At 71.7% G+C, this 25,183-nt stretch carries 20 protein-coding genes and 2 tRNA genes; 10 read left to right on the forward strand and 12 right to left on the reverse strand.

All coding sequences use genetic code 11. From position 1 onward, the window contains the following. The 3 genes from AAFN69_RS08655 to AAFN69_RS08665 all read left to right on the forward strand — a co-directional run bounded on the left by AAFN69_RS08655 (position 1) and on the right by AAFN69_RS08665 (position 1,560). A tRNA-Arg gene (locus AAFN69_RS08655) sits at positions 1-73 on the forward strand. Positions 74-355: 282 nt separating this feature from the next. Beyond that, positions 356-1,246: an endonuclease/exonuclease/phosphatase family protein gene (locus AAFN69_RS08660; RefSeq protein ID WP_347728088.1), complete on the forward strand. Its 891-nt coding sequence runs from the start codon at positions 356-358 to the stop codon at positions 1,244-1,246. Next, a complete protein-coding gene (locus AAFN69_RS08665; protein WP_347727757.1) occupies positions 1,243-1,560 on the forward strand; it encodes a hypothetical protein in 318 nt (105 codons plus the stop codon). The genes AAFN69_RS08660 and AAFN69_RS08665 overlap by 4 nt, the downstream gene beginning before the upstream one ends. Before the next feature lie 15 nt (positions 1,561-1,575). On the opposite strand, the gene AAFN69_RS08670 is transcribed toward AAFN69_RS08665, so the two are convergent. From AAFN69_RS08670 to kdpF, 4 genes are all read right to left on the reverse strand, one after another. Further along, entirely contained in the window at positions 1,576-2,133 is a 558-nt protein-coding gene (locus AAFN69_RS08670; protein ID WP_347727758.1) for a flavoprotein, read from the reverse strand. A gap of 160 nt (positions 2,134-2,293) precedes the next feature. After that, positions 2,294-4,582, reverse strand: coding sequence for an FtsX-like permease family protein (locus AAFN69_RS08675; RefSeq protein ID WP_347727759.1), 2,289 nt, complete (start codon positions 4,580-4,582; stop codon positions 2,294-2,296). Next, entirely contained in the window at positions 4,579-5,196 is a 618-nt protein-coding gene (locus AAFN69_RS08680; protein WP_347727760.1) for an ABC transporter ATP-binding protein, read from the reverse strand. The genes AAFN69_RS08675 and AAFN69_RS08680 overlap by 4 nt, the downstream gene beginning before the upstream one ends. A gap of 356 nt (positions 5,197-5,552) precedes the next feature. After that, on the reverse strand, positions 5,553-5,642 hold the full coding sequence (kdpF, locus tag AAFN69_RS08685; RefSeq protein WP_347727761.1) for a K(+)-transporting ATPase subunit F: 90 nt from the start codon (positions 5,640-5,642) through the stop codon (positions 5,553-5,555). A gap of 574 nt (positions 5,643-6,216) precedes the next feature. Between kdpF and kdpB the strand changes: the two genes are divergently transcribed. Together kdpB and AAFN69_RS08695 are read left to right on the forward strand one after the other, a co-directional pair. Beyond that, positions 6,217-8,367, forward strand: a complete 2,151-nt coding sequence (gene kdpB / locus AAFN69_RS08690; RefSeq protein ID WP_347727762.1) for a potassium-transporting ATPase subunit KdpB — start codon at positions 6,217-6,219, stop codon at positions 8,365-8,367. 413 nt (positions 8,368-8,780) lie between these two features. Then, the gene (locus AAFN69_RS08695; RefSeq protein WP_347727763.1) at positions 8,781-9,284 is read left to right on the forward strand and encodes a phospholipase; all 504 of its coding nucleotides are present in this window, start codon (positions 8,781-8,783) and stop codon (positions 9,282-9,284) included. Positions 9,285-9,364: 80 nt separating this feature from the next. Here the strand turns inward: AAFN69_RS08695 and AAFN69_RS08700 are convergent, their stop codons facing one another. Together AAFN69_RS08700 and AAFN69_RS08705 are read right to left on the reverse strand one after the other, a co-directional pair. Beyond that, a complete protein-coding gene (locus tag AAFN69_RS08700; protein WP_347727764.1) occupies positions 9,365-10,672 on the reverse strand; it encodes a homoserine O-acetyltransferase in 1,308 nt (435 codons plus the stop codon). A 221-nt stretch (positions 10,673-10,893) separates the two neighbouring features. Beyond that, positions 10,894-12,252, reverse strand: coding sequence for a bifunctional o-acetylhomoserine/o-acetylserine sulfhydrylase (locus tag AAFN69_RS08705; RefSeq protein WP_347727765.1), 1,359 nt, complete (start codon positions 12,250-12,252; stop codon positions 10,894-10,896). Positions 12,253-12,511: 259 nt separating this feature from the next. Between AAFN69_RS08705 and AAFN69_RS08710 the strand changes: the two genes are divergently transcribed. The 4 genes from AAFN69_RS08710 to AAFN69_RS08725 all read left to right on the forward strand — a co-directional run bounded on the left by AAFN69_RS08710 (position 12,512) and on the right by AAFN69_RS08725 (position 15,458). Next, on the forward strand, positions 12,512-13,516 hold the full coding sequence (locus tag AAFN69_RS08710) for a DJ-1/PfpI family protein (protein ID WP_347727766.1): 1,005 nt from the start codon (positions 12,512-12,514) through the stop codon (positions 13,514-13,516). Beyond that, entirely contained in the window at positions 13,513-14,346 is an 834-nt protein-coding gene (locus tag AAFN69_RS08715; RefSeq protein ID WP_347727767.1) for a DJ-1/PfpI family protein, read from the forward strand. The genes AAFN69_RS08710 and AAFN69_RS08715 overlap by 4 nt, the downstream gene beginning before the upstream one ends. Before the next feature lie 118 nt (positions 14,347-14,464). Then, complete coding sequence (locus AAFN69_RS08720; protein WP_347727768.1) at positions 14,465-15,298, forward strand: TrmH family RNA methyltransferase; 834 nt, start codon at positions 14,465-14,467, stop codon at positions 15,296-15,298. Between the two features lie 87 nt (positions 15,299-15,385). Next, positions 15,386-15,458, forward strand: a tRNA-His gene (locus AAFN69_RS08725). Positions 15,459-15,599: 141 nt separating this feature from the next. On the opposite strand, the gene AAFN69_RS08730 is transcribed toward AAFN69_RS08725, so the two are convergent. After that, positions 15,600-17,444 (reverse strand): acyl-CoA dehydrogenase, encoded by a 1,845-nt coding sequence (locus AAFN69_RS08730; RefSeq protein ID WP_347727769.1) that lies wholly within the window; start codon positions 17,442-17,444, stop codon positions 15,600-15,602. 196 nt (positions 17,445-17,640) lie between these two features. On the opposite strand from AAFN69_RS08730, the gene AAFN69_RS08735 reads away from it, so the two are divergent. Continuing rightward, positions 17,641-18,561, forward strand: coding sequence for a diiron oxygenase (locus tag AAFN69_RS08735; protein ID WP_347727770.1), 921 nt, complete (start codon positions 17,641-17,643; stop codon positions 18,559-18,561). 608 nt (positions 18,562-19,169) lie between these two features. On the opposite strand, the gene AAFN69_RS08740 is transcribed toward AAFN69_RS08735, so the two are convergent. From AAFN69_RS08740 to AAFN69_RS08760, 5 genes are all read right to left on the reverse strand, one after another. Continuing rightward, positions 19,170-19,655 (reverse strand): hypothetical protein, encoded by a 486-nt coding sequence (locus AAFN69_RS08740; RefSeq protein WP_347727771.1) that lies wholly within the window; start codon positions 19,653-19,655, stop codon positions 19,170-19,172. After that, complete coding sequence (locus AAFN69_RS08745) at positions 19,652-21,736, reverse strand: SulP family inorganic anion transporter (protein ID WP_347727772.1); 2,085 nt, start codon at positions 21,734-21,736, stop codon at positions 19,652-19,654. The genes AAFN69_RS08740 and AAFN69_RS08745 overlap by 4 nt, the downstream gene beginning before the upstream one ends. Positions 21,737-21,854: 118 nt before the next feature. After that, the gene (locus AAFN69_RS08750) at positions 21,855-22,457 is read right to left on the reverse strand and encodes a carbonic anhydrase (RefSeq protein ID WP_347727773.1); all 603 of its coding nucleotides are present in this window, start codon (positions 22,455-22,457) and stop codon (positions 21,855-21,857) included. Positions 22,458-23,108: 651 nt separating this feature from the next. Next, the gene (locus AAFN69_RS08755) at positions 23,109-23,768 is read right to left on the reverse strand and encodes a response regulator transcription factor (protein WP_347727774.1); all 660 of its coding nucleotides are present in this window, start codon (positions 23,766-23,768) and stop codon (positions 23,109-23,111) included. Beyond that, positions 23,671-25,149, reverse strand: a complete 1,479-nt coding sequence (locus AAFN69_RS08760) for a HAMP domain-containing sensor histidine kinase (RefSeq protein WP_347728089.1) — start codon at positions 25,147-25,149, stop codon at positions 23,671-23,673. The genes AAFN69_RS08755 and AAFN69_RS08760 overlap by 98 nt, the downstream gene beginning before the upstream one ends. Positions 25,150-25,183 lie beyond the last annotated feature (34 nt).

A 25,183-nucleotide genomic window follows, 5' to 3' on the forward strand; every position in this document is an offset into this window, starting at 1 on the left:
GCCCCCGTAGCTCAGTGGATAGAGCAGGCGCCTTCTAAGCGCTTGGCCGCAGGTTCGAGTCCTGCCGGGGGCGCACACCAAGCCTCACCAGCCGGAATACCGGTGGGGCTTTCTCACGCCCGGAAGCACATCGCCGATGGGCCAAGCGCCCGGCCGCGGGTTCGAGTCCGGCCGGGGCACATCTCATCGCGATCCGCCGGCTCCCCGGCGCGGGGGGCCTTCCCCATGGCCGGAAGGCATCCGGCGGGGTGGCGGGCCCGGAGATCCAGCCGAGCGCATGCGGTGTCCACAGCCTCGTCCCATAACCTCTTCCGTGGAGACGTCACATCCCATGTGCGTCCACGGCGGGGAGGCGATGATGTCCGGAAAGGGTGTGCGGTTGCTCGCGGGCGTCACCGCCGTCGCGGCCTGTGTGGTGATCATTGGTCCCAGTACGCCGGACGGTGTCCCCGTCGCCAGGCCGCTGCCGCCCGACGCCGTCCGGGATGTCGTGCCGAACCGGGTCATGACCTGGAACATCTGCAATCCCTGCAAGGAGAGCAACATCGACCGGGCGGCGGAGATCGCCGCCTTCGCGCCGCAGGTCATCGGCCTCCAGGAATCGTGTGTGCGCGATGTCGAGGCGATACGGGGGTATCTGGAGCGGCTGCACGGGCTCGTCTACCACGTCGAGTACGGAATGGTGCTCAAGAACCGGGGCCGCTGCGGTGGAGTGCCGTGGAATCCGGGGGGCTTCGGCCAGGCGCTGCTCTCGGCCGCGCCGATGACCGACCGCGTCCGCGAGGAGTATCCCGACGGCGGATCCGAGGACCGGGGCTATCTGGCGGTCACCACCACCGTGGGCGGCAAGCCCGTCCGGGTCTTCAACACGCATCTCGCGCAGCGGCGCCAGGAGGAGGTCCGGGCGGACCAGACGCGCGTGCTGGCGAGGGAGATCGCCCGCCACGACCGGGCCATTGTGCTGGGCGACTTCAACGCGGTGCCGGACTCGTCCGAGCTCACCGGGATGATGAAGCTGGCCTCGGACACGGATCCCAACTGCCGTCCCGCGCCCGCCGGTGTCTGCGCGCCGACCACCGACTGGGAGCTGAAGTTCGACTACATCTTCCTCCGGGGCTTCGTCCCGGCCGAGCAGGGCGTACGTCCCTCCCGGTACTCGGACCACCATCTGGTCCACGCCGATGTGGACCCGGCGCGGGAAGCCGTGTCCGCCGGCGGTGCCCCCTCCGTGAAGGGAACACCATGAGCAAAAGGCCCTCGGACACCGCCCGGTTCGTCTCCCTCGGCGAGCAGCACGACATCCGCCGGGACCAGGTCGAGGCGGCGGCGTCCCGGCTGGTGCCCGCGCACAGCGGGGCGTTCGGTCCGAACCGGGAGTGGTACGCCCTGGTCGGCACCGGTCTGTACTACGTCAGGGACCTCGTGTCCGAGGCGACCGGGCACGCGCCGTCGGATGTGCGGACCGCGCGCATGGCACTGGCCGGGCTCGGTTTCCCGGTGCTCTGCTGGGCCTGGGGCGATCTGCTGGAGAACGGCCACCCGATGCATGTCGGCGGCTGAGCGGTACGCCGCGGATCACCCGGGCGGGCGGAGTGCCGGAGCGAGCAGCTCCAGGGCCTCCTCCCAGCGGAACCCGGCCGGCGCGCCGCCCGATTGGGGCGGGTGAGGGATGTGCGAGCCGAACAGGACGCCCATCCCCCGGAGCCTTCGCAGGCTCTCGCCGTAGGCGGGGTGCGCGGCCTGGGCCGAGTTCAGATACGGCAGCGCGGCGATCGGGACACCGAGGCCGTACGCCTCGCAGAGGATGCCCACGGCCAGAGTGTCGGAGATCCCGGCGGCCCATTTGTTGATCGTGTTGAAGGTGGCCGGGGCCACCGCGATGGCGTCGGGGGGCGGCAGCGGGCGGGGGTCGCCCGGGGAGCGCCAGGCCGAGCGGATCGGGTAACCGGTCAGCTCCTCGACCGCCGCCGTGTCGATGAAACCGAGGCCCTGCGGGGTGGCGACGGCGCCCACGTCCCAGCCCTCCGCCTTTGCGGACGTGATCAGTTGGCCGACATCGGCGGCGACTCCGGCCGCGCAGACGACCACGTACAGAAACGGCTTCCGGGACCGCCGGCCGGTCCGATCCTTCACGCGGGGCTCCTCTCGGCGTCCGGCATCACACGGCAGGGTACGGGGCGGGCGGCGGCGGATCACCGCCGCCGCCCGCGCTCGTGGTCCGCGAGCACGCCCCGCCGGCCGGTCACGGGCGGATCAGCTCCCCGCCGGCCGGTCACGACGGATCAGCTGCCGTTCAGTCGCGGCGGATCAGCTCCGGGTCGATCCGGCGGCCGGCCAGCGGCAGCGTGCCCGCGGCGGCCACCAGCACCACGCCCGCCGCCGCGAGAACCAGCAGCGGAAGGCCGTCGATGTCCCAGCCGACGGCCCCGCCCCCGGTGATCAGATAACTCGACTCCGCGAGTTTCCCGGTGACGATCGCCAGGACAAGCCCCAGGCAGAGGGGCAGGACGACCTGGACGCACTGCACCGCCCGCATCGTCCGCGCCCGGGCACCGATCAGCGTGACGGCGGTGACCTGTGAACGGCGCTCCATCGCCCGGTCGGTGACGGAGACCAGGAAGGCGGCCACCCCGATCAGCAGCCCCATGATCATGCCCAGTACGAGCAGGGTCTCGACCACCGAGATCTGTTCGAGGCCCTGGATGTTCAGCCCGACCAGCTCGACATCGGCGATCGGGGCCACCGCCCCGATGCCGTCGAGGACCCTGCGGACCTCACCGGGGTCCGAGCCGCTGGTGAGCACGAGTTGCGCGTCGTCGGGGCGCGCGCCGGCGGGCAGCGCCGAGGGCGGGACGAGCAGCGCGGCGCCGCCGATCGCCGAGGCGCCGTACCCGGTGTACACGATCCGCTCCGCCGGGAGGACGACGTCGGTCCTCCCCGGTTTCGCGCCGTCGTGGCGGAAGCGGAAGGTGGTGCCCGTCGCGAGGCCGGAGCCGAGGCTCGAATTGGGGTCGACGAGCCGCATCACCCTGCCGTCCACGCACCCCTCGGACGCACTGACCATGCGTTCCAGCTGTGCGCAGGTGGCGACCAGGGCGGTGGCCGAGGAGGCGAACGCCTCCTCGGGCCGTTCGGTGTCCAGGTCCACCCAGGAGTTCATCATCACGGCCGCGTTGCGCACCCCGGCCACCTCGCCCAGCTCCCGCTGCTGCCCTTCGGTGAGCCGGGACAGGGCGAGGGAGTAGTCCTGTACGGGGCCGGACGGTCGGCTGACCTGGGCGAGCTGGATGAGCACCCCCTGGGCGAGCGAGGCCGCGTAGACCAGGAGCACCAGGCCGGTGACGACCCGCATGGTGCTCCCCGGTTCCGCCTCATTGCGCCGCATGGCGAGATTGAGGGTGAGGGATCCGGTGGAGCCCGCCAGCCGGCGGGCGAGCACATGGGAGAGGTACGGCAGGGTCAGCACCAGGCCGACGCCGGTCAGCAGGACACCGGCGACCACCAGCAGGGCGTTCACCCCGGTACTGGAGGCGGGGCGCCCGATGAGGCCGGTGAGGCAGTAGCCGCACACAATGCCCAGACCGGCCAGGAGGAGGAATCCGTACCACTTGGAGGGCGGGCGGGGCACCGCTGTCCGCCGCACCGCCAGCGGGTTCGCGGTGGCCTCCCGCGCGCTCTTGCGGCCGACGAACCAGGCGAGCGCCGGGCAGCCGAGCAGGCACACCGCGACGGTGGTCGCGGAGAGCTCCCCGTCGGCCGGATACCACCGCAGGGACGGCAGACCCGTCCGTGCCATCACCTGGTTGAGCACCCAGTACTCACCGAGCCCCAGGACCGCGCCGGCGAGCGCGGCGGCCACCGTCTCGGCGGCGTTCACCCGCCGGGTGCCCTTCCGGCTGAGCCCGAGCAGCCGCAGCGAGGCGAGGCGGCGGGTACGGCCGGCCGCGGACAGCCGGGCGCAGACGGAGAGGAAGATGCCCAGCGGCAGAAGGACCAGCGTCGCCAGGGCGAAGCGCACATCCGTGAGGGTGGACGGCTCGACGGCCGGGAAGGGGGCGTAGCGGTAGCCGAAGTCCTTCAGATGGCGTCCGTCGCGGGCGAGCTCGTCGCGGGTGGTGCCGATGTAGACGTACAGCTCATCGGGGTGGGCCAGCCCGGCCGGGCCGATCAGACCACGGTCGCGTCCCGGCAGCAGGCCCCTGACGGCCGGTGCCTCGCGCAGGAGTTCGCGGACGCGCGGGGAGACGACCAGTTCCCCGGGGCCCGGCAGCTCTCCGACCCCGGGCGGGGAGGTCTTCGCTCCCCCGCTCCCCCGTGCCACGAAGACCCGGGTGAAGGAGTGCGAGCCGTACGCGTCCGAGCGCAGGAGGACCAGGGTGCTGTCAGCCGTGCCCTTCGGCGCGGTGACGGGCTGCCGCGCCGCGGCCCGGCCGTCGTGCGCCTCCAGGATCGCCGGGACGGTGAGTACGAGCGCGAGACAGCAGACCCCGATGGAGCCGCCGACCGCCATCAGCAGGAACCGTACGCGGTTGCCCCGTCCCGAACCGGCGAGCAGTCGCAGACCGAGCAGGAACTCCGTCACCCGTCCCCCCAGGGGGACAGGACTCCGTCGGTCATCGTGTAGCGGGTGTCGGCCTGTTCGGCCACGGTCCCGTCATGGGTCACCAGGATCACGGCGGTGCTCCGGGAGCGGGCCAGGCCGAGGAACTCCCCCAGCACGGCGGAGGCGTTGGCACTGTCCAGGGAGCCGGTCGGTTCGTCGGCGAACACCACGGCGGGCCGGTGTACGAGGGCCCGCGCCACCGCGACCCGCTGGCTCTGGCCCCCCGACACCTGCGCGGGCCGGCGTTCGCCCAGCTCGCCGATGCCCAGCCGGTCCAGAACCTCGCGCGCCGCCTCGATGGCCGGCCGTTTGCGCCTGCCGGCCAGGCGGAGCGGCAGTGCCGTGTTCTCCTCGATGGTCAGTTCGGGGAGCAGTTCGCCGTACTGGAAGACGAAGCCGAAACGCTCCCGCCGGAGGGTGCTGATCTCGTCGTCGGAGAGGGCGCCGAGCACCCGTCCGCCGAAGCTCACCCGGCCGCGGGTGACGGGCAGGACCCCGGCCAGGCAGTAGAGGAGCGAGGACTTGCCGGATCCGCTCTGCCCGGTGATGGCCACGACCTCTCCCGGGGACACCGCGAGCCGGGCGCCGCGCACGGCGGGCTGGTCGCCGTAGAAGAGGTCGACTCCCTCGGCCGAGAGTATTTCTGACGTGCTGATGGTTCCCCCCGAAACGAAGGTGCGGGTCCAGGGGCGATCCCTTGGAACCGAAGGCTTGTGGGCCCTTCTACCGCTGTTGGCTCGTCGCCGGCGAGGGGGGCGGGGTTCGGTGAGCCCGGTCACGGGAAAGCGAATGCCCGGCTTCCGGGCAGTGGGGAGCATATGCGCCCGCCGGCCGTCCCTTCTGTCCGGTACGACCGGTGCCCGCGGGTGTCGGCGGCGTCTTGACGATCACCTCGTGATACGCCGCCGGGCCGTCGGCGCCGGAGCCGGAACCTCACCTCCGGCCGGGGTCAGAACTTCTCCGGATGGAGGAACGCGGCCACCAGATACCCGACCAGACAGGCGGCGACAATCAGGCCCACCACATTCTCGATACCCATGCCGCGATCAGCTCCCTGTCCATGACTGCGCCCGGCCGCCGGCACGAGCCTCTCTCCGGCCGGCCGGCCGGGGAGGACCCGACGCGTTCACCTTGACGCCTTCCTGGCGCTCATCACGCCGATACTGACGCGGCCTTGACAGGGAGTCGGGGCGATGATCGGACCGCGATACGGCGATCATTCGCCGACATCACGGCCGCATGCGGGGACGGCCTCCCTCCGCTCGGGGCCGGAGCCGTAACGCCCCCTGCACGGAACCGCCTTGACGGTCCCTTCCGCTTCGCCGCCAATAAGCCGTCAGCGCGGCGTCAACAGCGCGCGAAGGGCCTCCCCCGGGGCCCCGGGCGGGCCTAGATTTCCGGTCAGCCGCTCCATTTCCCCGGGGACGTCAGTGGCATGACCGGACTCGGGGAACGAGGCGCTCGGTGGCAGCTCTCCCTGCCCCGTGCGGAGCCGCGGTCTGCCGGCCGACAGGGACATGCCCCGGGTCGGCAGACCGCCCGGCGGCCGGTACTCCACCGTCCGGCCGCTGCCCGCCGTACCGGGCCGCGGCCCCTCACGAAGGCTGCCCGCGATGCGTCCTGCCGCGCCCCCGTCCCCGTCCGCACCCGTGATCGCGGGCGGGCAGGCGCCGCCCGCCGAGCCGCGGCACCGGGCCGTGCCGGGGGGTCTGCTCGATCCCGTACAGCTGCTGACATCGCTTCCGGCGGCCGTGCGCAAACTGCACCCGCGCGCGCTGGCGCGCAACCCCGTGCTCCTCGTGGTCGCCACTCTCTCCGCGCTCACCACTCTCTCCGCGCTCATCCATCCATCGGTCTTCACCTGGGTGATCAGCCTCTGGCTCTGGCTGACGGTGATCTTCGCCAACCTCGCCGAGGCGGTGGCGGAGGGACGCGGCAGGGCACAGGCCGAGTCGCTGCGGCGGTCGCGCGCCGACACCTTCGCGGTGCGGCTGCGGCACTGGCGGTACGGGGCCGACCCCGACCGGGCCGAGTCGGAGCGGGTGCCCGCGGGCGAGTTGCGGCTTCTCGACTTCGTCGTCGTCCGGGCCGGGGAAAGGATCCCCGCCGACGGTGAGGTGGTGGACGGGGCCGCGGCGGTCGACGAGTCCGCCGTCACCGGCGAGTCCGCACCGGTCATCCGGGAGTCCGGCGGCGACCGGTCCGGTGTCACCGGGGGCACCACCGTGCTCTCCGACCGGATCGTGGTCCGGGTCACCTCACGCCCCGGGCACTCCTTCATGGAGCGGATGATCGCCCTGGTGGAGGGGGCGAAGCGGCAGAAGACCCCGAACGAGATCGCGCTCAACATCCTGCTCGCCGCGCTGACCGCGGGCTTTGTGCTGGTGGTTCTCACCCTTCAGCCGATGGCCTCGTACGCCGGAGCCGCGCAGTCCACCACCGTGCTGGTCGCTCTGCTGGTCACCCTCATTCCGACGACGATCGGGGCGCTGCTCTCCGCGATCGGGATCGCCGGGATGGACCGGCTGGTCCAGCGCAATGTGGTGGCCATGTCCGGCCGGGCCGTCGAGGCGGCGGGGGATGTGGGCACCCTGCTGCTCGACAAGACCGGCACCATCACCCTCGGCAACCGGGCGGCGGCCGACTTCGTGCCGCTGCCGGGGGTCGGCGCCCTGGCGCTGGCGGACGCGGCGCAGCTCTCGTCTCTCGCCGACACCACGCCCGAGGGGCGGTCCGCGGTCGCTCTGGCGGAATCGCGGTACGGGCTCCGGGCACCGGATCCGGCCACCCTGACCCGGGCGCTCTTCGTGGAGTTCAGTGCCCGGACCCGGATGAGCGGGATCGATCTGCGCTGGGAGAACGGCACCGGGTGCGCGATCCGCAAGGGCGCGGCGGCTCAGGTGGCCGACTGGGTACGGCTGCGCGGCGGCACCGTGCCGGCCGAGGCCCGGGACTGGACCGACGCCATCGCCGCGAGCGGGGGCACTCCGCTCCTCGTCGCCGTGCACGACTGGGACGGGCCGCGGGTCCTCGGGATCGTCCATCTCAAGGACGTCGTCAAGGAGGGGATCCGCGAACGCTTCGCCGAGCTGCGCCGGATGGGCATCCGCACGGTCATGGTCACCGGCGACAATCCGCTGACCGCCCGGGCCATCGCGCACGAGGCGGGGGTGGACGACTGGCTCGCCGAGGCCGGGCCGGAGGACAAGCTGGCGCTCATCAGGAGGGAGCAGGAGGGCGGCAGGCTCGTGGCGATGACCGGCGACGGGACCAATGACGCGCCCGCGCTCGCCCAGGCCGATGTGGGGGTGGCGATGAGTTCGGGCACCTCGGCGGCGAAGGAGGCCGGGAACATGGTCGATCTCGACTCCAACCCGACCAAGCTCATCGAGATCGTCCGGATCGGCAAACAGCTCCTCATCACCCGGGGCGCGCTCACCACCTTCTCGATCACCAATGACGTGGCGAAGTACTTCGCGATCATCCCGGCGATGTTCACCGGCGCGTATCCGGGTCTCGACGCGCTCAACATCATGGGCCTGCACAGCCCGGTCTCCGCGATCACCTCGGCGATCATCTTCAACGCGCTGATCATCGTGGCGCTGATCCCGCTGGCACTGCGGGGTGTGCGGTACGAGCCCGCGTCCGCGGACCGGCTGCTGCGGCGCAATCTCGCGGTGTACGGGCTCGGCGGGCTCGTGCTGCCCTTTCTCGGTATCAAGGTGATCGATCTGGGCGTCTCCGCCATTCCCGGGCTGGGGTGAGGGCGGGAGCGAGGCGGGGGGGAGTCGGGGGGGACGGTGGCAGCGGGGCGGGGTGACCGCCCCGGTGCGGGGCGGGGGTCATCCCGGCGGGTCGTCCCCGATCGCGGGCGTTCGCCATCGGGCGGGCAACACGAATTCATGGCCAATGCTTTGACGGTGCGTCATTCCGCTGACCCTCGCGGCTGATTTACGCCCCACCCAGGCGTACCGGACTCCCGATTCGGGAACAAACCGACCGTACGCACCGTGCCCCGGCGGAATCCCCAGAACCCGGGCCATCGCGCACACTCCCCCCGCTCGTCCCCGCTCCTCACAGCGCCGGCCAGGGCGCGCCGAAACGTGCTGCCCGACGCCGGCCCGGCCCCGTGCGACCGCACCCGGGGCCGCTCCCCGCCGTCCGCCCGGAGGACTCCATGCGCCGTCGTCGCACCACTCCCCTGACCGCCGCCGCACTCGCTCTGCCCCTCGCCATCGGCCTGGCCGCCTCCCCGGCCTGGGCGGCCCCGGCGGCGGTCCCCGCCGACAAGCCCAGGGTCCTGAGCTCCTGGACGCAGACCGGCGCGAGCAGCTACAACGCCTGGCACGCGGCCAGGCAGAACCAGTCCGCGTGGCGCGCGTACAAATTCGACTGGTCCACCGACCTCTGCACCAGCTCCCCGGACAACCCCTTCGGCTTCCCCTTCCAGAAGTCCTGCGCCCGGCACGACTTCGGCTACCGCAACTACAAGGCCGCGGGGAGCTTCCCGGCCAACAAGGCCCGCCTGGACAATGCCTTCCACGCCGACATGAAGCGGGTCTGCGCGGCCTACTCCGGTGCGCGGAAGGTCTCCTGCACCGGCACGGCCTGGACCTACTACCAGGCGGTGGTGAGATTCGGTTCCGTCATCGGCATCGAGGGCCGGGCGGCCGGGCGCTGAGCCGCCGCCGGACTTGGGGCCGCCGCCGACCCGGGGCCGCACCCGGGGCCGGCAGGCCGGCGGGCGCCGGCCGGCCCCGGTCAGGCGTCCGTCAGCTCGCGGATGAACTCGGCGACCCGTTCCGTCTCGATGAGGAAGCCGTCGTGTCCGTACGGCGACTCGATGATCCGCAGACCGTCCGCGCCGGGAATGTGCGCGGCGAGGTATCCCTGCTGGGCGAGCGGATAGAGACGGTCCGAATCGACCCCGGCCACCAGGGCGGGGGCACTGATCCGGCGCAGGGCGGCGGCCGCCCCGCCGCGGCCCCGGCCGATGTCATGGCTGTTCATCGCCTCGGTCAGCACCACATAGCTGCCCGCGTCGAAGCGCCGGGCCAGCTTCGCCGCGTGGTGGTCGAGATACGACTCCACCTGATACCGGCCGCCGCGCAGCGGGTCCTCGCTCCCCTGGGGGGAACGCCCGAACCGGGCGCCGAGTTCCGATTCGCAGCGGTAGGTGACATGCGCCAGGCGCCGGGCCAGCCCCAGGCCCTCGTGCGGGCCGCGGCCGGGCGGCGCGTCGTGATAGTCGCCGCCGCGCCAGTGGGGGTCCGCGCGGATGGCGCGGAGCTGGAGGCCGGCCCAGGCGATCTGTTCGGCGCTCGCGGCGGCGGTGCAGGCGAGCAGCAGGAGCGAGCCGGTGCGTTCCGGGTGGGTCACCGCCCACTCCAGGGCACGCATCCCGCCCATGGATCCGCCGATCACCAGTGCCCAGCGCCCGATGCCGAGCGCGTCCGCCAGCCGGACCTCGGCCGCGACCTGGTCGCGGGTGGTCAGGAAGGGGAACGCGCCTCCCCAGCGGCGGCCGTCCGGCCGGAGCGAGGCGGGGCCGGTGCTGCCCTGGCAGCCGCCCAGCACATTGGGGGCGACGACGAACCAGCGGTCGGTGTCGAGCGCGCGGCCCGGGCCGATCAGCCCGTCCCACCAGCCGGCGGTGGGGTGGCCGGGCCCGGCCGGGCCGCTGACATGGCTGTCGCCGGTGAGCGCGTGGAGCACCAGAACGGCGTTGGAGCCGTCGGCCGCCGGCTCCCCCCAGGTCTCGTAGGCGAGCTGGACCGAGCCCCCGGCGGCCTCGGCGCCGGGGCCGAAGGGCTGGGCGGGAAGGATGCCGGAGTGCGTGCCGGGGGTCGGGATGTCGGAGGGCAGGCCGCCGGAGTACGCGCCGCCGGGGAGTTCCCCGCCCGCCTCCAGAGCGAGCGGGGCGCCCAGCCGGACCCATCGGCGCCGGCCGGGCGGATCCCCCTCCCGCCAGGCCCCGGTGGCGGGAGGCGGGAGGGCGCCCGGGCGCTGCCGGCCGGGGGCGGAACCGGCGTGCCCGGAGGCAGTGCCGGCGTGTTCGGAGACGTTCACGGAACCGGAGCGTCCGGAGCCGTCCGCCCCGGAGCCGACCGCCCGGGAGCCGACCGCCCCGGAGCCGACCCCTCCGGAGCCGACCGATCCGGCCACCTCGGCCGCCCCTGAACCGACCGGCCCGACCGGCCCGGCCGCCCCGGGGGCCGCGGGGGCCGCGGGGGCCGCGGGGGCCGCGGGGGCCGCGGAAACGACCCGCCCGGGGCCCCCGGAACCGGTGTTCAGGAGGCGCCCTTGGCCGCGCGGAAGCCGGCTTCCAGGTCCGCCTTCAGATCGGCGATGTTCTCGATCCCGGCCGAGAGCCGGACCAGTCCGGGCGAGGTCCCGGTCGCCGCGAGCTGCTCGGCGTCGAGCTGGCTGTGGGTGGTGGAGGCCGGGTGGATGATCAGGCTCCGCACGTCCCCGATGTTCGCCAGATGACTGAAGAGCTCCACCGCGTCCACGAACCGCTTCCCGGCCTCCACCCCGTCGCGGAGCTCGAAGGAGAGCACCGCCCCCGCGCCGCGCGGCAGATACCGCCGGGCCGCCTCGTACCAGCGGTTGCCCGGGAGTCCCGGGTAGTGCACCGCCGCCACCTCGTCGCGCTGTTCCAGCCATTCCGCGAGCGCGAGCGCGTTGGCGGAGTGACGCTCGATGCGCAGGCTGAGGGTCTCCACGCCCTGGAGGAGCAGGAAGGCGGAGTGCGGGGCGATGGCGGGGCCGATGTCGCGCAGCAGCTGGACCCGCAGCTTGACGGCGAAGGCGCCCGGACCGAGGGCGGGCCAGTACTGGAGGCCGTGGTAGCTGGCGTCGGGCTGGTGGAAGTCGGGGAACCGCTCGGCGTGGGCGCCGAAGTCGAAGGTGCCGCCGTCGACCACCACACCGCCCAGGGTGGTGCCGTGCCCGCCGAGGAACTTGGTCGCCGAGTGGACCACGATGTCCGCGCCGTGCTCGATCGGCCGGAGCAGATAGGGCGTGGGCACCGTGTTGTCGACGATCAGCGGCACACCCGCCGAGTGCGCGGCGTCGGCCACCGTCCGTACGTCGAGGACGTTGCCGCGCGGGTTGCCGAGGGTCTCGGCGAAGAACGCCTTGGTGTTGGGACGGACGGCGGCGGCCCACGCCTCCCGGTCGTCGGGGTCCTCCACGAAGGAGACCTCGATGCCGAAGCGGGGCAGGGTGTGCCGGAAGAGGTTGTACGTCCCGCCGTAGAGCGAGGCGCTGGAGACGATGTGGTCCCCGGCGCCCGCCAGGGTCAGGATCGCCAGGGTCTCCGCCGCCTGCCCGGAGGCGAGCGCCACGGCCGCGACACCGCCCTCCAGCGCCGCCACGCGCTGCTCCAGGGCGTCCTGGGTCGGGTTGTGGATACGGGTGTAGATGTTGCCGGGCTCGGCGAGCGAGAAGAGATCGGCGGCGTGCTGGGTGTCCCGGAAGACGAAGGAGGTCGTCTGGTAGATCGGCACCGCGCGGGCCCCGGTGGCCGGATCCGGACTGGTTCCGGCATGGACCTGCTTGGTCTCGAAGGACCAGCCCGGCTGTGGCTGAGCGGCGGTGTCGTCGGGGGTGTGACCGGCGGCGACCGAGTCGATGGGCTGGCTCATGGTTCGTCTTCCTTCGGCGCGTGAGGGTGGGCGGCGCGCGGGCCGGGGGCGGCCCGATCCGGAGCAAGGTAACGACCCGCAATTCGAACGCGGAAGGGCACGCACCGTATCGCCATACGGCCGCAACACAGCCGACATGTCCGATAGTTGGCCGAATGTGTGTGCGAGGGAGTTCCGGCGGGGTACGGAGCCGGCACGGCCCGGCGCTCGCGTACGCGTTCGGCCCACGCACCCCCGGTCCCTGTGATCGCATCGGGCCATGGAGACTCAGCGTCGCTTTCTTCTCGTGGCCTACGACGGGGCGCAGATCATCGACATCGCCTGCCCCAGCGGCGCCCTGGACTGCGCGAACAGGTTCGGCGCCACCCCGCCCTACACCATCGAGCTGGCCACCCTCGGCGGGCGCGACGCCGTCACATCGGCCGGCATACCGCTCGGCGCGGGCCGGGAGCTGGAGTCGGTGACCGGCCGGCTCGACACCCTGATGGTGGTGGGCGGTATGGGGTGCCTGCGGGCCGCCGAGGATCCCCGGCTGCTGGCACAGGTGCGGCGGCTGGCGGCGGCGAGCAGGCGGATCGCCTCCGTCTGCACCGGCGCCTATGTGCTGGCCGCCGCCGGGCTGCTGGACAACCGCCGGGTGACCACGCACTGGGGATACGGCGACTGGATCACCGATCGCCACCCCCTGGTCGCCGTCGATGTGGGCCCGCTGCACATCCGGGACGGGAACATCCACACCTCCGGCGGGGTGACCAGCGCACTCGATCTGACCCTCTCCATGATCGAGGACGACCACGGGCCGGCCATGGCGCGCACCGTCGCCCGGGAGCTGGTGCTCTATCTGCACCGGCCCGCCGACCAGGCGCAGATCAGCATGTTCCTCGGCGCCCCGCCCCGGGGCGACCGGCTGGTGCACGATCTGATGGGACACATCGCCGGTCATCTGAACGGGGATCTGACACCGGGCGCGCTGGCGGCGCGGGCCGGGGTGAGCACCCGCCATCTGGCCCGGCTCTTCACCGCCCATCTCGGCACCACCCCGGCCCGGGCGGTCCGGGCGGCCCGTACCGAGGCCGCCGCGCATCTGGTCCGCACCAGCGGTCTGCCGCTGGCCGCCGTCGCCCGCCGCTGCGGTTTCCGCTCCGCGCAGACGCTGCGGCAGGCGTTCCTGGACCACTACGGCATCAGCGGGGACAGGATTCGCAGGATGCCGGACATGCCCCGGCCGAAGGGCGCCCCGGAGCACGAGACTCCGGTGCCATGACGACCTCATCCACGCGCAGAACCCTTCTCCGGGGAACGGCGGCGGGCGCGGCGCTCGCCGCCGGCACCCTCACCAACACGGCCGCCGCCCTGTCCGTGCACGACGGGCCGCCCGCGCCGCCGCGGCTCGGCGGCCGGCCCGCCGAGGCGGGCGGTCCGGGCGGGCGGGGGCGGAAGCGGACCGGGCCGCGGATCGGCGTCCTGCTCTACGACGGCTACAGCCTGCTCGATCCCACCGGCCCGGCCGAGGTGCTGTCCCGGCTGCCGGGCGCCGAGGTGACGATGGTCGCCGAGCGCCGGGGCCCGGTCCGCACGGACACCGGCGATGTACGGGTGATGGCCGAGCGCTCCCTCGCCGAGACGGACCGGCTCGATGTCCTGGTGGTGCCCGGCGGCGGCAATCGCGGCACGGTCGGGGCGATCAACAACCCGGTGCTGCTGGAGTGGATCCGCCGGACGCACCGCCGGACCCGGTGGACGACCTCGGTCTGCACGGGATCGCTCGTCCTCGCGGCGGCCGGGCTGCTGAAGGGCCGCCGGGCCACCACCTACTGGGCCTCGGCCCCCTATCTGGAGTCGGCGTTCGGGGTCACCTATGTCGCCGAGCGGTATGTGCGCTCGGGCCGGATCATCACGGCCGCCGGGGTCTCGGCGGGACTGGACATGTCGCTGTACCTGGCCTCCCTGATCAGCGGCGAGGAGACGGCCATGGCCCTCCAGCTGGCCATGGAGTACGACCCGCAGCCGCCCTTCGAATCGGGGAACGCGGCGGAGGCCGAACCCTGGCTGAAGGAGCGGGCGCTGCGGCTGGTCGAGGAGTCGGGCACGTAGGCCGTCTCTCACGGATCAGGGGGCGCGTCCGGCGGTACGGGAGTGATCGGGCCTTCCCCGTACGGCGGTTGGGGCGGGTAGCCTGCCGGTGACCGGGTGGTGCGGAGCGGGGGAGAGCGTGGCGGTACAACGGATAACCACGCGCAATGCCCGCTTCCAGCAGTGGCAGGCCCTGCTGGGCAATCGCGCCAAGCGGGGTCGCGCGCAGGAATTCCTGGTGCAGGGGGTGCGGCCGATCACCCTCGCCGTGGAGCACGGCTGGACCATCCGCACCCTGCTGTACGACGAGAGCCGTCCCGTCTCGCGGTGGGCCGGGGGGCTGCTGCGCGACGTCCGCGCCGAGCGGGTGGCGATGGCCCCCGGGCTGCTGGCGGAGCTGGGCGAGAAGAGCGACGGCACCCCCGAGGTGCTGGCCGTGGTGGAGATGCCCCCGGACGATCTGGCGCGGATCAGGGTGGGTGATCACTTCCTCGGTCTGGTCTTCGACCGGCCGGCGCAGCCCGGGAACATCGGCAGCGTCGTGCGCTCGGCCGACGCCTTCGGTGCCGACGGGCTGATCGTGACGGGGCATGCGGCCGATCCGTACGACCCCAAGTCCGTGCGCGCCTCCACGGGGTCCTTCTTCGCACTGCCGGTGGTGCGCAGCCCCTCCCACCGCGAGGTGGTGGAGTGGCTGGCGCGGCAGCGGCCGGTGACCGTCGCCGGGCTGGACGAACGCGGCGAGACCGATCTCGCGGATTTCGACCCCGGCGGCCCGGTGCTGCTGGTGATCGGCAATGAGACCACCGGGCTCAGCTCGGCCTGGCGCGAGCGGTGCGACCGGCTGATCAGCATCCCCATGGCGGGCTCGGCCAGCTCGCTGAACGCGTCGAACGCGGCGGCGGTGGTGCTCTGGGAGACGGCCCGGCGGCGCGGGGCGGCCGCTCAGGGTCCGGGGCGCCCCGGCGGGTGAGGGGGCGACCGGGCCCGTGCACGGCGGTACGCGGACATCCGCTATGCTGTGCGTGCCGCATCGGACAGTTGTCCGCTGTCGCGCGTGGTGGGTGTAGCTCAGCTGGTAGAGCACCTGGTTGTGGTCCAGGAAGTCGCGGGTTCAAGTCCCGTCACTCACCCTTCCGACCCCGGGGCGAAGATCAATCTTCGCCCCGGGGTTCTTTGCGTACGCCCCCGGTCCGCCGGCGCCGGCCCGGGGCGCTCCCTCCCCCGCCCGGAGGCGAAGGGAGCGGAGGGAGCGCCCGCCCGGCCCGCGCCGGTCAGGGAGCGGTCAGCATCGGGAGGTCCCCGAGATGCTCCTCCGGTACGTGGAAGGCGTCGGCGATCACCGACAGATGCGGGGTGAGCCGGGCGGTCAGCCGCTCGATGGTGTCCGGGATCGCACGGACCTGCACGGCGGCGAGATGGCCGTCCGCGAGCAGCTCGCCGGAGCGCGGTGCCAGCGCCTCCAGGAGGAAGAGACAGCAGAGATCCTTCAGCACGGCCCGGGTCGGGGGGTGGGCGACCCTGTCGAGGGCGGCGATGAAGGCGTCGGCGGCCTGGAGGGTGGCATGGGCGGCGACGAGTTCGAGGGCCGCGCTGGAGGCGTTGTTCCAGCGGCCCAGGGAGTCTCCGGCGGGCCCGGATCTGAGGTTGAGACGGGCCCGGTGGTGCCAGCGGCGCTCCGACGCCGCCAGCAGGTTCCGCAGAAAGATCTGGTCGGTCAGGGTCTCGTGGCCGTGGGGGCGGTGCAGCGGGGGCTCGGAGGGGGTGTATCCGAAGATCATCTCCGCGCCGGCCTTGCACCAGATGGCGAGATTGTCGCCCTCGGCGGTGATGGCGCCGTCCGCGTTGGCCGGGTACTCGGCCAGACCGTTGACGGGGAAGAGCGCCCGGGCGCCGCACCGCTCCCGGGCCTCGATGGTGATGGTGCGCGCCTGCCAGGTGATCCAGCCCTTGGCGATGGCGACCAGCCGCTCGGCGCGATCCCGGCCGGCCGGCTCATGGTTGACCCAGACATCGGTGACCGCACGGTGCAGAAAGGTCATCGCATAGGCGGTGGCCAGGGATTTCAGCAGCCGGGCGGAGTGGCTGCGGTGGGCCGCCAGCGGCACCCGGCTGCCCGCGGTGGGGCCGGAGATCCGCCGGGTGTGGGCGTAGCGGACGGCGATGGCGAGGGCGGCCCGGCAGCCGCCGAGGGTGCTGGCGCTCATGCAGAGCTTGCCCGCGGTGACCCGGCCGATGGCCTGGAGGAAGCGCTTGCGGGTACTGCCGACCGTACTGACCAGGGTGCCGTCCGGAAGCAGCCTGCCGTGCGGGCCCTGCACCAGGGCGGTACGGGGCAGCAGCACCCGGTCGAAGGAGGTGACGCAGTGGTCGACGGGGCTGCCGATCCGGTCGGGGAGGTACTCGATGGTGACACCGGGGAGCGGACCGCCGCGGTCCGTCAGCGGGGTGAGGAAGAGGAAGACCCCCTGATCCTGCCCTCCGGAGATGAGGCGCGCGGCGACGACCGCCGACTTCGGGCCGCCCACCTCGCTCGTATTGGGCATGAACTTCTGGGCGCCCTCGTTGGGTGTGTGGAGCAGGAAGGTCTCGGTCGCGCGGTCGTACGTGGCGGTCGTCTCCAGCGCGGCGGCGTCATTTCCATGGCCGCGCTCGGTGCACAGGAACGTTCCTGTACGGAGAAGATCAGTAAAAGGTTCAAGATTCCGCTCCGGTGAATCCTCATCGTCGACGAGACTGCCGAGAAAGAGGTTGTAGTGGATACCCGCGACGGTGGCGAGTGCCCCGTCGACAACTGCCGCCCATTCATGCATGGCGGCCAGCGAACGCGGATCGCGGGCCAGCTCCTCGGCCGATCGGATTTCCTCATTGAAGGCCCGCAGTCGTGCGTAGGAAAGCTTCCAGCGGTCCTTGACGCTCAAATCCGGATTATGCCGGAAGAACTCAGTTGAAATGATCTTGCGCCATTGCGCATGGGCATCGGCGCCACCGTCCCGGAATAGGGCGGCGGTCAGTTCACGACGGGCTGGCGACGCGCGTTTCGCGGTGGCCGTGGTGATGTCGGCACGGGCATATGCGGGGGTGTCGGCATGGGTGAACACGGCCCACTCAACGATCATGGGTTGCACTGGTCACCGTCAGCACCATCGCTCGTTTGAGTGATGATAGACCGTCAGCTCCGAGCGAACGCCTCACCAGGGCCCCGATGGGGTGAAACGGTCATCTCTGGCCGATATAAAGACCGTTGCCCGGCAGTGAAACATCGCCGAGGCCCCGCCATTCGATCGGATAGTAGGACATAAGCAAGGATTCATTGTGGCTTCGAAGACCCCGGACCGCCAGGCCGGAAAGCACACCCTCAAGGATCGCGAAGAGGTCGCGGAGCGCCTTCTGGAGGCGAGCCTCAGACACAGCATCGACCCCGACCGGGAACTCGACTGGGATTCCCCTTTCGAGGACGGAAAATGGTTCTGGCCGCCGGAGCTGATCTCGCTGTACGGCACTCCGCTGTGGCAGAACATGTCCGAGGAGCGCCGGCATCGACTCGCCAGGGTGGAGGGCGCCGCACTGGCATCGATCGGCATCTGGTTCGAGATCGTGGTCATGCAGTTGCTGCTGCGGCACATCTACGACAAGCCGGTCACCAGTAAGCATGTGCGTTACGCACTGACGGAGATCGCGGACGAGTGTCGGCACTCGATGATGTTCGCACGGTTTCTCACAAAATCGGGGACGCCGGTCTATCCGGTTTCACCCGTCACACAGAATCTCACCCGCATTTTCAAATCAACTTCCAACACGGCCTGCTCCCTGGTTTTCACGCTGCTGTGCGAGGAAGTCATCGACTGGATGCAGCGGGTCACCTTTCCGGATGAGCGGGTTCAGCCGCTGGTGCGCGGGGTGACCCGTGTCCATGTCATCGAGGAGGCCCGTCATGTGCGGTACGCGCGGGAGGAGCTGCGCCGCCAGATGGACGCGGCGGGGCGGCTGGAGCTCCGGGTGACGCGCGCCGTCACCGGCGAACTCGCCCGGGTGTTCGTCCGCTCCTTCGTCAATCCGGAGGTGTACCCGGACTGCGGGGTGAACCGGCGGGCGGCACTGCGGCAGATCCGGGAGAGCGAGCACCGGCGCGAGGTGCTGCGCAAAGGGGCGAGGCGGCTCACGGACTTCCTGGAGGAGGTGGGCGCCTTCGACCGGCGGGGGCGCCGGCTGTGGCGGGAGGCGGGGCTGCTGTAGCCGGGGAACCCCGGAAGCGGGGCCGGGCTCGGGGCCGGGCTCGGGGGGTCTCGGGCGGGGGGGCGGTCTCGGAGAGCCGGGCCGCCCTCGGCGTCCGCCCGCCGTCCGTCCGACAGTCGGGCAGTCCGGCAGTCCGGCAGTCGGCCCGGCTCAGGGTACGAGGATGAACTCCGGGTGGCTCGCGGCACCGGCGGGAAACCCGTACACGGATTCCGTGCTTCCCCCCCGCCGGCGGGAAGGCCGGCGGAGCCGTGCGGCGGGGGCACCCGCGCCGGGGCCGGACACGCAAAGGCGGGCGACCCGTCCGCATTACGGGTCGCCCGGCCTTTACTGCGGCCGTCCGGGTGGGTGGGTTCACCCGGATGACCGGTCTTCCGGGGAGTCCCCTCCCCTGCAAGGGGGTGCAGCGGAGGGGACTCCTCCAGGGCCCAGTGGGGGAAGCTTTCGCTCAAGGCCCCGGGCCGCTCACGGAACCCCTGCGGGAGTACCGGTTCCGTGGGCGGGGTCTGTCGGCTCGGATCACCGCGGGGGTCGCGGACCGTTCCGGGGGCGTGCCCCCGCGGCCGGTGCGGCCCGTGCGGCCGGTGCGTGCGGCTCGGTCGGCCCGGTCAGTACGGGTCGGGCCGGGACGGCCCCCGGGCGCCGGTTCCCTCGTCGTACCCGTACCGCCGCCGGACGGGCGGTGCCGTCGCGGCGCTCTGCGGTGCGGTGAGGAAGTGGTGCATGGCGCGCAGGAATTCGAAGAGCGGGTCCTGATCGCACTCCCAGGGCGCCCGGCCGGGGTCGGCGGCGGGGCCGGGGGCCCGCCACTCGTTGACCGGTTCCTCGGCTCCGGCGAGGCCGCCGGGCGTACGGTCCGCGCCCGTGCAGTCGGTGCCGGAACGGTCGGCCCTGGAGCGGCCGGTGCCGTACTGACCGGCCTTGCGGCCGTCGGGCTCGGGGCACTCGGCGCCGGTGGCGCGGTCCGGGCCGCGGCGGTCGGATCCGTAGCGCTCCTGGGGACTCGGGCCGGCCGGGTGGCGCGACGGCCGTCCGTGGTGCCGCAGCTCAGGTAAGTGGAGCGCGCTCGCGAGTGTGTGCCGCAGAGGTTTCATCGCCGGGTCCCTTCCTCGTACTGCCGGCCCGTCCAGTCGTCCTCGGGCCGCCAGTGGGTGCCGTCGGGCTGTGGCTGGTGTCCCTGCCCGCCCGTGCCCTGGCCGGTCATGCCCTCCGGCGAGGTGTCCTGGGCGGGGACATAGCCCAGGATCTCCGGAGGCTGGTTGTAGGCCGGGTGGGAGGCATACGGCTGGCCGTGAACCTGATGGTGTGGGAGATGCACTTGGGACTGCTGGGTGGTGTAGTGCGCCGGCTGGTGCCCCGGGCGGTTGTTCACCGCTCCGCCGCCCACTCCGTACTGCGCGGGATGGCCGGCCGTGTGCTGGTGCACAGTGGCGTGCTGGTGTGCGGACGCGGTGTGCTGGTGCTGGCGGGCGTACGGGCTCCCGTGCGGCTGCGGACCGTGGGAGTGGCCCTGGGCCATGGCGGGAACCGGCAGCTGCGCCCGGTCGGGCTGCTGTGCCGGGTGCACCGGGTCCTGCCGGTCCGCGTCACCGATACCGGCGGCGGTGTCGAGTTCGGCGGTCTCGGCCTCGTGGTCCGGGGTCGCGGGGGTGTCGCCGGGCAGCAGCACTTCCACGTACTCCGCACCCGCCTTGCGCCGCTGATCGGCCCACTCCTCGATCTGGCTGCGGCAGGCGAGGTCGAGATGGGAGATGCCCCTGCCGTCCACGATGATGCGCTCCGACTCCTCGACGGCCGCGAGTTCGTCGATGAGCCGGGGCAGCCGGAGGAAGGTGGCGTTGCCGCGCAGCTCCACCCGGGTCGTGTCCCCCTGGGTGGCCTTGCGGATGGTCAGCCGGGACATCCGCAGCGCCACCAGGATGACGGCGACCGCGAGCCCGGCCAGTACGCCTTCCAGCAGGTTGGCGACCACGATGGCCAGGGTGGTGATGAACATGACCACGCCCTCGCCGCGGTCCTTCTTCCACATGTGGACGAAGGCGGGCGGGTTGAAGAGCTTCCAGCCCGCGTGGAGCAGCACACCGGCGAGGACGGTGACCGGGATGAGCCCGAGCAGCCCCGGCAGCAGCAGACCGAAGCCGAGGAGCCAGGCACCGTGGAGAATCCGGGAGACCTTGGTCTTGGCACCTGCCTGGACGTTGGCTGCACTGCGCACGATGACGGCGGTCATGGGCATTGCACCGAGGAACCCGCAGATGGTGTTTCCGACTCCCTGGGAGAAGAGTTCGGCGTTGTACTTGGTGCGGGGACCGGTGTGCATCCGGTCGACCGCGGCGGCGCTGAACAGGCTCTCGGCGGAGGCGATGACCGTGAAGGTGATGATCATCGTGAGTACGGCCGGATCCATGATGCCGTTGAAGGAGGCGGGGCCGACGATGTCGACCGCGTCGAGCATGTTGCCGAAGGAGACCTTCTTGATGTCGATGGCCGGCAGCGCGGCGATGGCGGATCCGAGGATCACGGCCACCAGGGGCGCGGGCACCTTGTTCAGCGGCGCGGGGACCTTCCGCCAGACGAAGCAGAGGACCAGGGCCATCACACCGAGGGCGAGCGCGGCGATCTTCTGGCGGTCGCCGAGGACATCGGAGGCGAGCTGGGGAAGCCCGGCGATGTTCTTCAGGGCCGTACCGAGCTGCTTGGAGTCGACCAGGGCGTACATCTGACTCAGAATCAGCGGCACGCCGATACCGGCGAGCATTCCCTGGACGACGGAGAGCGAGATGGACTGGAACATCCGGCCCATCTTCAGCATCCCCAGGCCCATCTGGAGGAGACCGCTGATCAGGACGACGGGGCCGAGGAGGCCGAGTCCGTGGTTGGTGACGAACTCCAGTACGAGTACGGCGAGTCCGGCCGCGGGGCCGCTCACCTGGAGGCTGCTGCCGGGGAGGAAGCCGACGATCAGTCCGCCGACGATGCCGGTGATGATGCCGAGGGCGACGGGGACACCCGAGGCGGCGGCGACGCCGATGCAGAGGGGGAGCGCTACGAGGAAGACGACGATGGAGGCGGTGAAGTCCGCACTGAAGGAACCGGAGAGGGAGGGGCCGTCCGCGGTTTTGACCGCGGCGCTGCCGTCGCCCTTTCGCGCATGCCGTCCAGCACCAGGACGCATTCGTTCAGTCGACACTGTGTTCCTTTCGCCGCACCGGTGACCGATGAGCTGGGGGGTGCTCATTTCAGGCGGTCCGGTGCGTGTGGGGGGTGGGAAGCCGGGCAGGCCCGGGCTCTTCTCAGTTGCGGTGGAACACTCCGTCGGCCTCGTCGAGCTCCAGCACCTCGGCGGTGTCGACGCGGTAGTACCAGCCGTGCAGGGCGAGCCGGCCCTGGCTCACCGCGTCCCGCACCATCGGGTACGTGCGCAGTGTGTCCAGCTGGCAGATGACATTGCGCTGGACGAAGCGGGAGAGCTCCACATCGTCCGGCGGGGTGCCGAGCATCGGGGCGAGACCGGGCCGGGCGACGGCCACCCACTGGGCCACGCTGGGGAGCGCGGTGAGATCCTGGTCATTGGCGAGGGCACCGACCGCGCCGCAGTGCGAGTGGCCGCAGACGATGATGTCGCGGACCTTCAGGACCTCCACCGCGTACTCGACGGTGGCGGCCTCCCCCGATTCGCCCTCGGGGGAGTACGGGGGGATGATGTTGCCGGCGTTGCGGAGTTCGAAGACCTCGCCGGGGACGGCGCCGGTGATGAGCGCGGGGATCACCCGGGAGTCGGAACATGTGATGAAGAGGGTTCCGGGGGTCTGGCCGGCCGCGAAACGGCGGAAGGTCTCGCTCTCGGGGGCGACGCGGTGGCGGAAGTTGCGCGCGTTGTCGAGCAGTCGCTTCATGGGCACACTCCTGGCTCAGCCGGCTGGGGGAAGCCGGCTTGTGGGGGGACATCCGACGCTGGATGTCTTGGCCCGGAAGCATGCGCCCAAGTGATGAGTCACCTGTGAGATCACAGTGAGAGAGTTCTCATGGCTCTGACAACGTTGTCGCCCTTGTGCGGGCGGGCCTCGGGGGTGGCGCCCCGGATGTCGGGGCGGGTGTTTCGGCCACCGCGGACGGCGGCCGAAAAGACCTGGCCGCCAAGGGCTCGGCCGGAGGTGGTTCCTCAGTGACGCGCGTAGTTCATGGGGTGGAGGGTGGGGGTGGGGCCGGAGCCCCGGGGGGTGGGGGTGGTGGTGCCGCCGGGCCGGTCCGGCTCGCGCGGCGGGTGGTGCGGCGCCCTCGGAGGGTGGTGGGGCGAGGGTGCGGGTGGTCGTGCTCCGTTGTGCGGCTCGTGCTGGTTTGTGCGGCTCGTGCTGGGTTGTGCGGTTCGTGCTGGGTTGTGCCGTGCTTGGCTGGGTGCGGGGCGGACTTGGCTGGGCGGTTCGTGCTGGGTCGCGCCGTGCCTGGTTGGGCGGTTCGTGCTCGGTCGCGCCCGGCGGGGCGGTCTCGCGGGTAGGCCAGGTGGGGCGGAGGGCGGCTCGGTCGTACGGGAACGGCGGCGCCGATTCTCAGGCCCGCAGCCGGTAGCCGACTCCCCTGATGGTCTCCACCCGGTCGGGCCCCAGTTTCCGCCGGAGGTAACGGACATACACATCAACGATGTTGGAGCCCGGGTCGTAGTCGAAGCCCCAGACCCTGCTCAGCAACTGCTCACGCGTCAGCACCTGATCGGGGTTGCGCAGAAAGACCTCGGCGAGCGCGAACTCCCGCGCGGACAGCTCGGCCACCCGCCCGTCGACATGGACCCGCCGGGTGCGCAGATCCAGTACGAGATCGCCGACCCGCAGTACGGACGCCTCCGGCCCGGCCTCCCCGCGCAGTCGAAGCCGGACCCTTGCCAGCAACTCCTCGAAGGCGAAGGGCTTGGAGATGTAGTCGTCCGCTCCTCCCTCCAGCCCCGCCACCACGTCCGAGACACTGTCCCGGGCGGTGAGGATCACCACGGGAAGGGTCACCCGCAGCTCCCGGAGCTTGCGCAGCACCGTGAGGCCGTCGACCGCGGGGAGCCCCAGATCGAGAATCATCAGATCGCAGGCACCGGCCCGCGCGTGCTCATACGCCGACAGACCGTCACCGACGACCTCGGTGGCGAAACCATTGCTTCGCAGTCCTTTTTCGACGAAGGAGGCGATTCCCGCTTCGTCCTCCGCTATGAGAATCCGGTGCATGGTGTCCTCTCTGCCAGGGGAAATACGCCGGCAAGTCCAGTACGAAACGGGCGCCGCCGGTCTCGGCGTCCTCCACCCACGCGGTGCCGCCGTGCGCTTCGGCGATCTCCCGCACAATGGCGAGCCCGAGCCCGATGCCCGTACCGGCCTGAGCGGGTGAGGCGACCCGGCCCGCCTGTACGAATCGCCCGAAAATACGGTCCCGGTCGACGGGGCCTACGCCGGGACCCGTGTCACGGACCCATAGGAGTACACGTCCTTCCCTTACCGCAGAACCCATTTCGATGAGATCACCGTCCAATGTGTGCCGGACGGCGTTGGCCGCCAGCTGGATCAGCCCCTGGGTGAGGCGCTGGCCGTCGACCAGCACGGTGGCCTCGGAGACCGCCGCGACCCGCCAGTGCCGTTGACCCAGCGCCCTCGCCTTGGCGACCACGTCCACGATGAGATCGGTGAGGTTGGTCTCTCCCACGTTGAGGAAGTCCGGCCGCTCGGCTCTGGCCAGCAGCAGCAGATCATCCACGATCCGGCTCATCCGGTCGAGTTCGTCGACCACGAGAGCCCTGGTCATGGCGCGTTCCTCGACTCCGTCCTCCATCAGCTCCAGATGGCCGCGGACCACGGTGATGGGGGTGCGCAGCTCGTGGCCGACCTCGTCCAGGAAGCGGCGCTGGGTGGTGAAGGCGCTTTCCAGCCGGTCGAGCATATGGTTGAAGGTGTGGGTGAGCGCGGCCACATCGTCGTCACCCTCGACCTCCAGACGCTGTTTCAGATCCGACTCACCGATCTGGGCGGCGGTCTGCCGCACCAGCCGGATCGGCGCCAGGATGCGCCCGGCCACCAGCCAGCTGGCGAGGCCGGCGCAGATCAGCGCGCCGAACGCGGTGGCGAGCAGCATTTTCGCCACCCGCTGCTCCTCGCGGAGCTGACGGTCCCGGAATTCCAGGACCACCAGCCGCACATCCCGGGGGTCACCCGCGACCTGGACCGGCACCACTCCGTACCGCACCTTGCCGGCCGTGGAATCCAGCCAGCCGGTGGCCGGACCGTGCAGGGCCGCCAGCTTCATCACGGCGTCGGGTACGCGGTCGACCCGCGCGGGCGGTTCGATGGGGCTGCGGCGGTGGGCCTGGCCGTCGACGATGCTGAAGAACGTCTCCTCTCTGTTGGGCAGGTTGACCGTCATGAAGTGGGTCACCAGTGAGGTGCCGTCACGGAACGGCTGCCCGGTGGAGGGATCGGTGGCGTTTCCGGCGAACCTGCGCAACTTGTCCACCTCGCGCTCCAGTTGGGCATCCATCTGGTTGTCGAGCTGCGCCTGCCAGACCACGGTGATGCCGACGGTGGGCGCGGCGAGTGCGGCACCCACGAGGAGGAGCATCCAGCCGACGATGCGGGACCGGGCGCTCGCGGTG

The sequence above is a fragment of the Streptomyces sp. CAU 1734 genome, assembly GCF_039888735.1.
Taxonomy (GTDB): domain Bacteria; phylum Actinomycetota; class Actinomycetes; order Streptomycetales; family Streptomycetaceae; genus Streptomyces.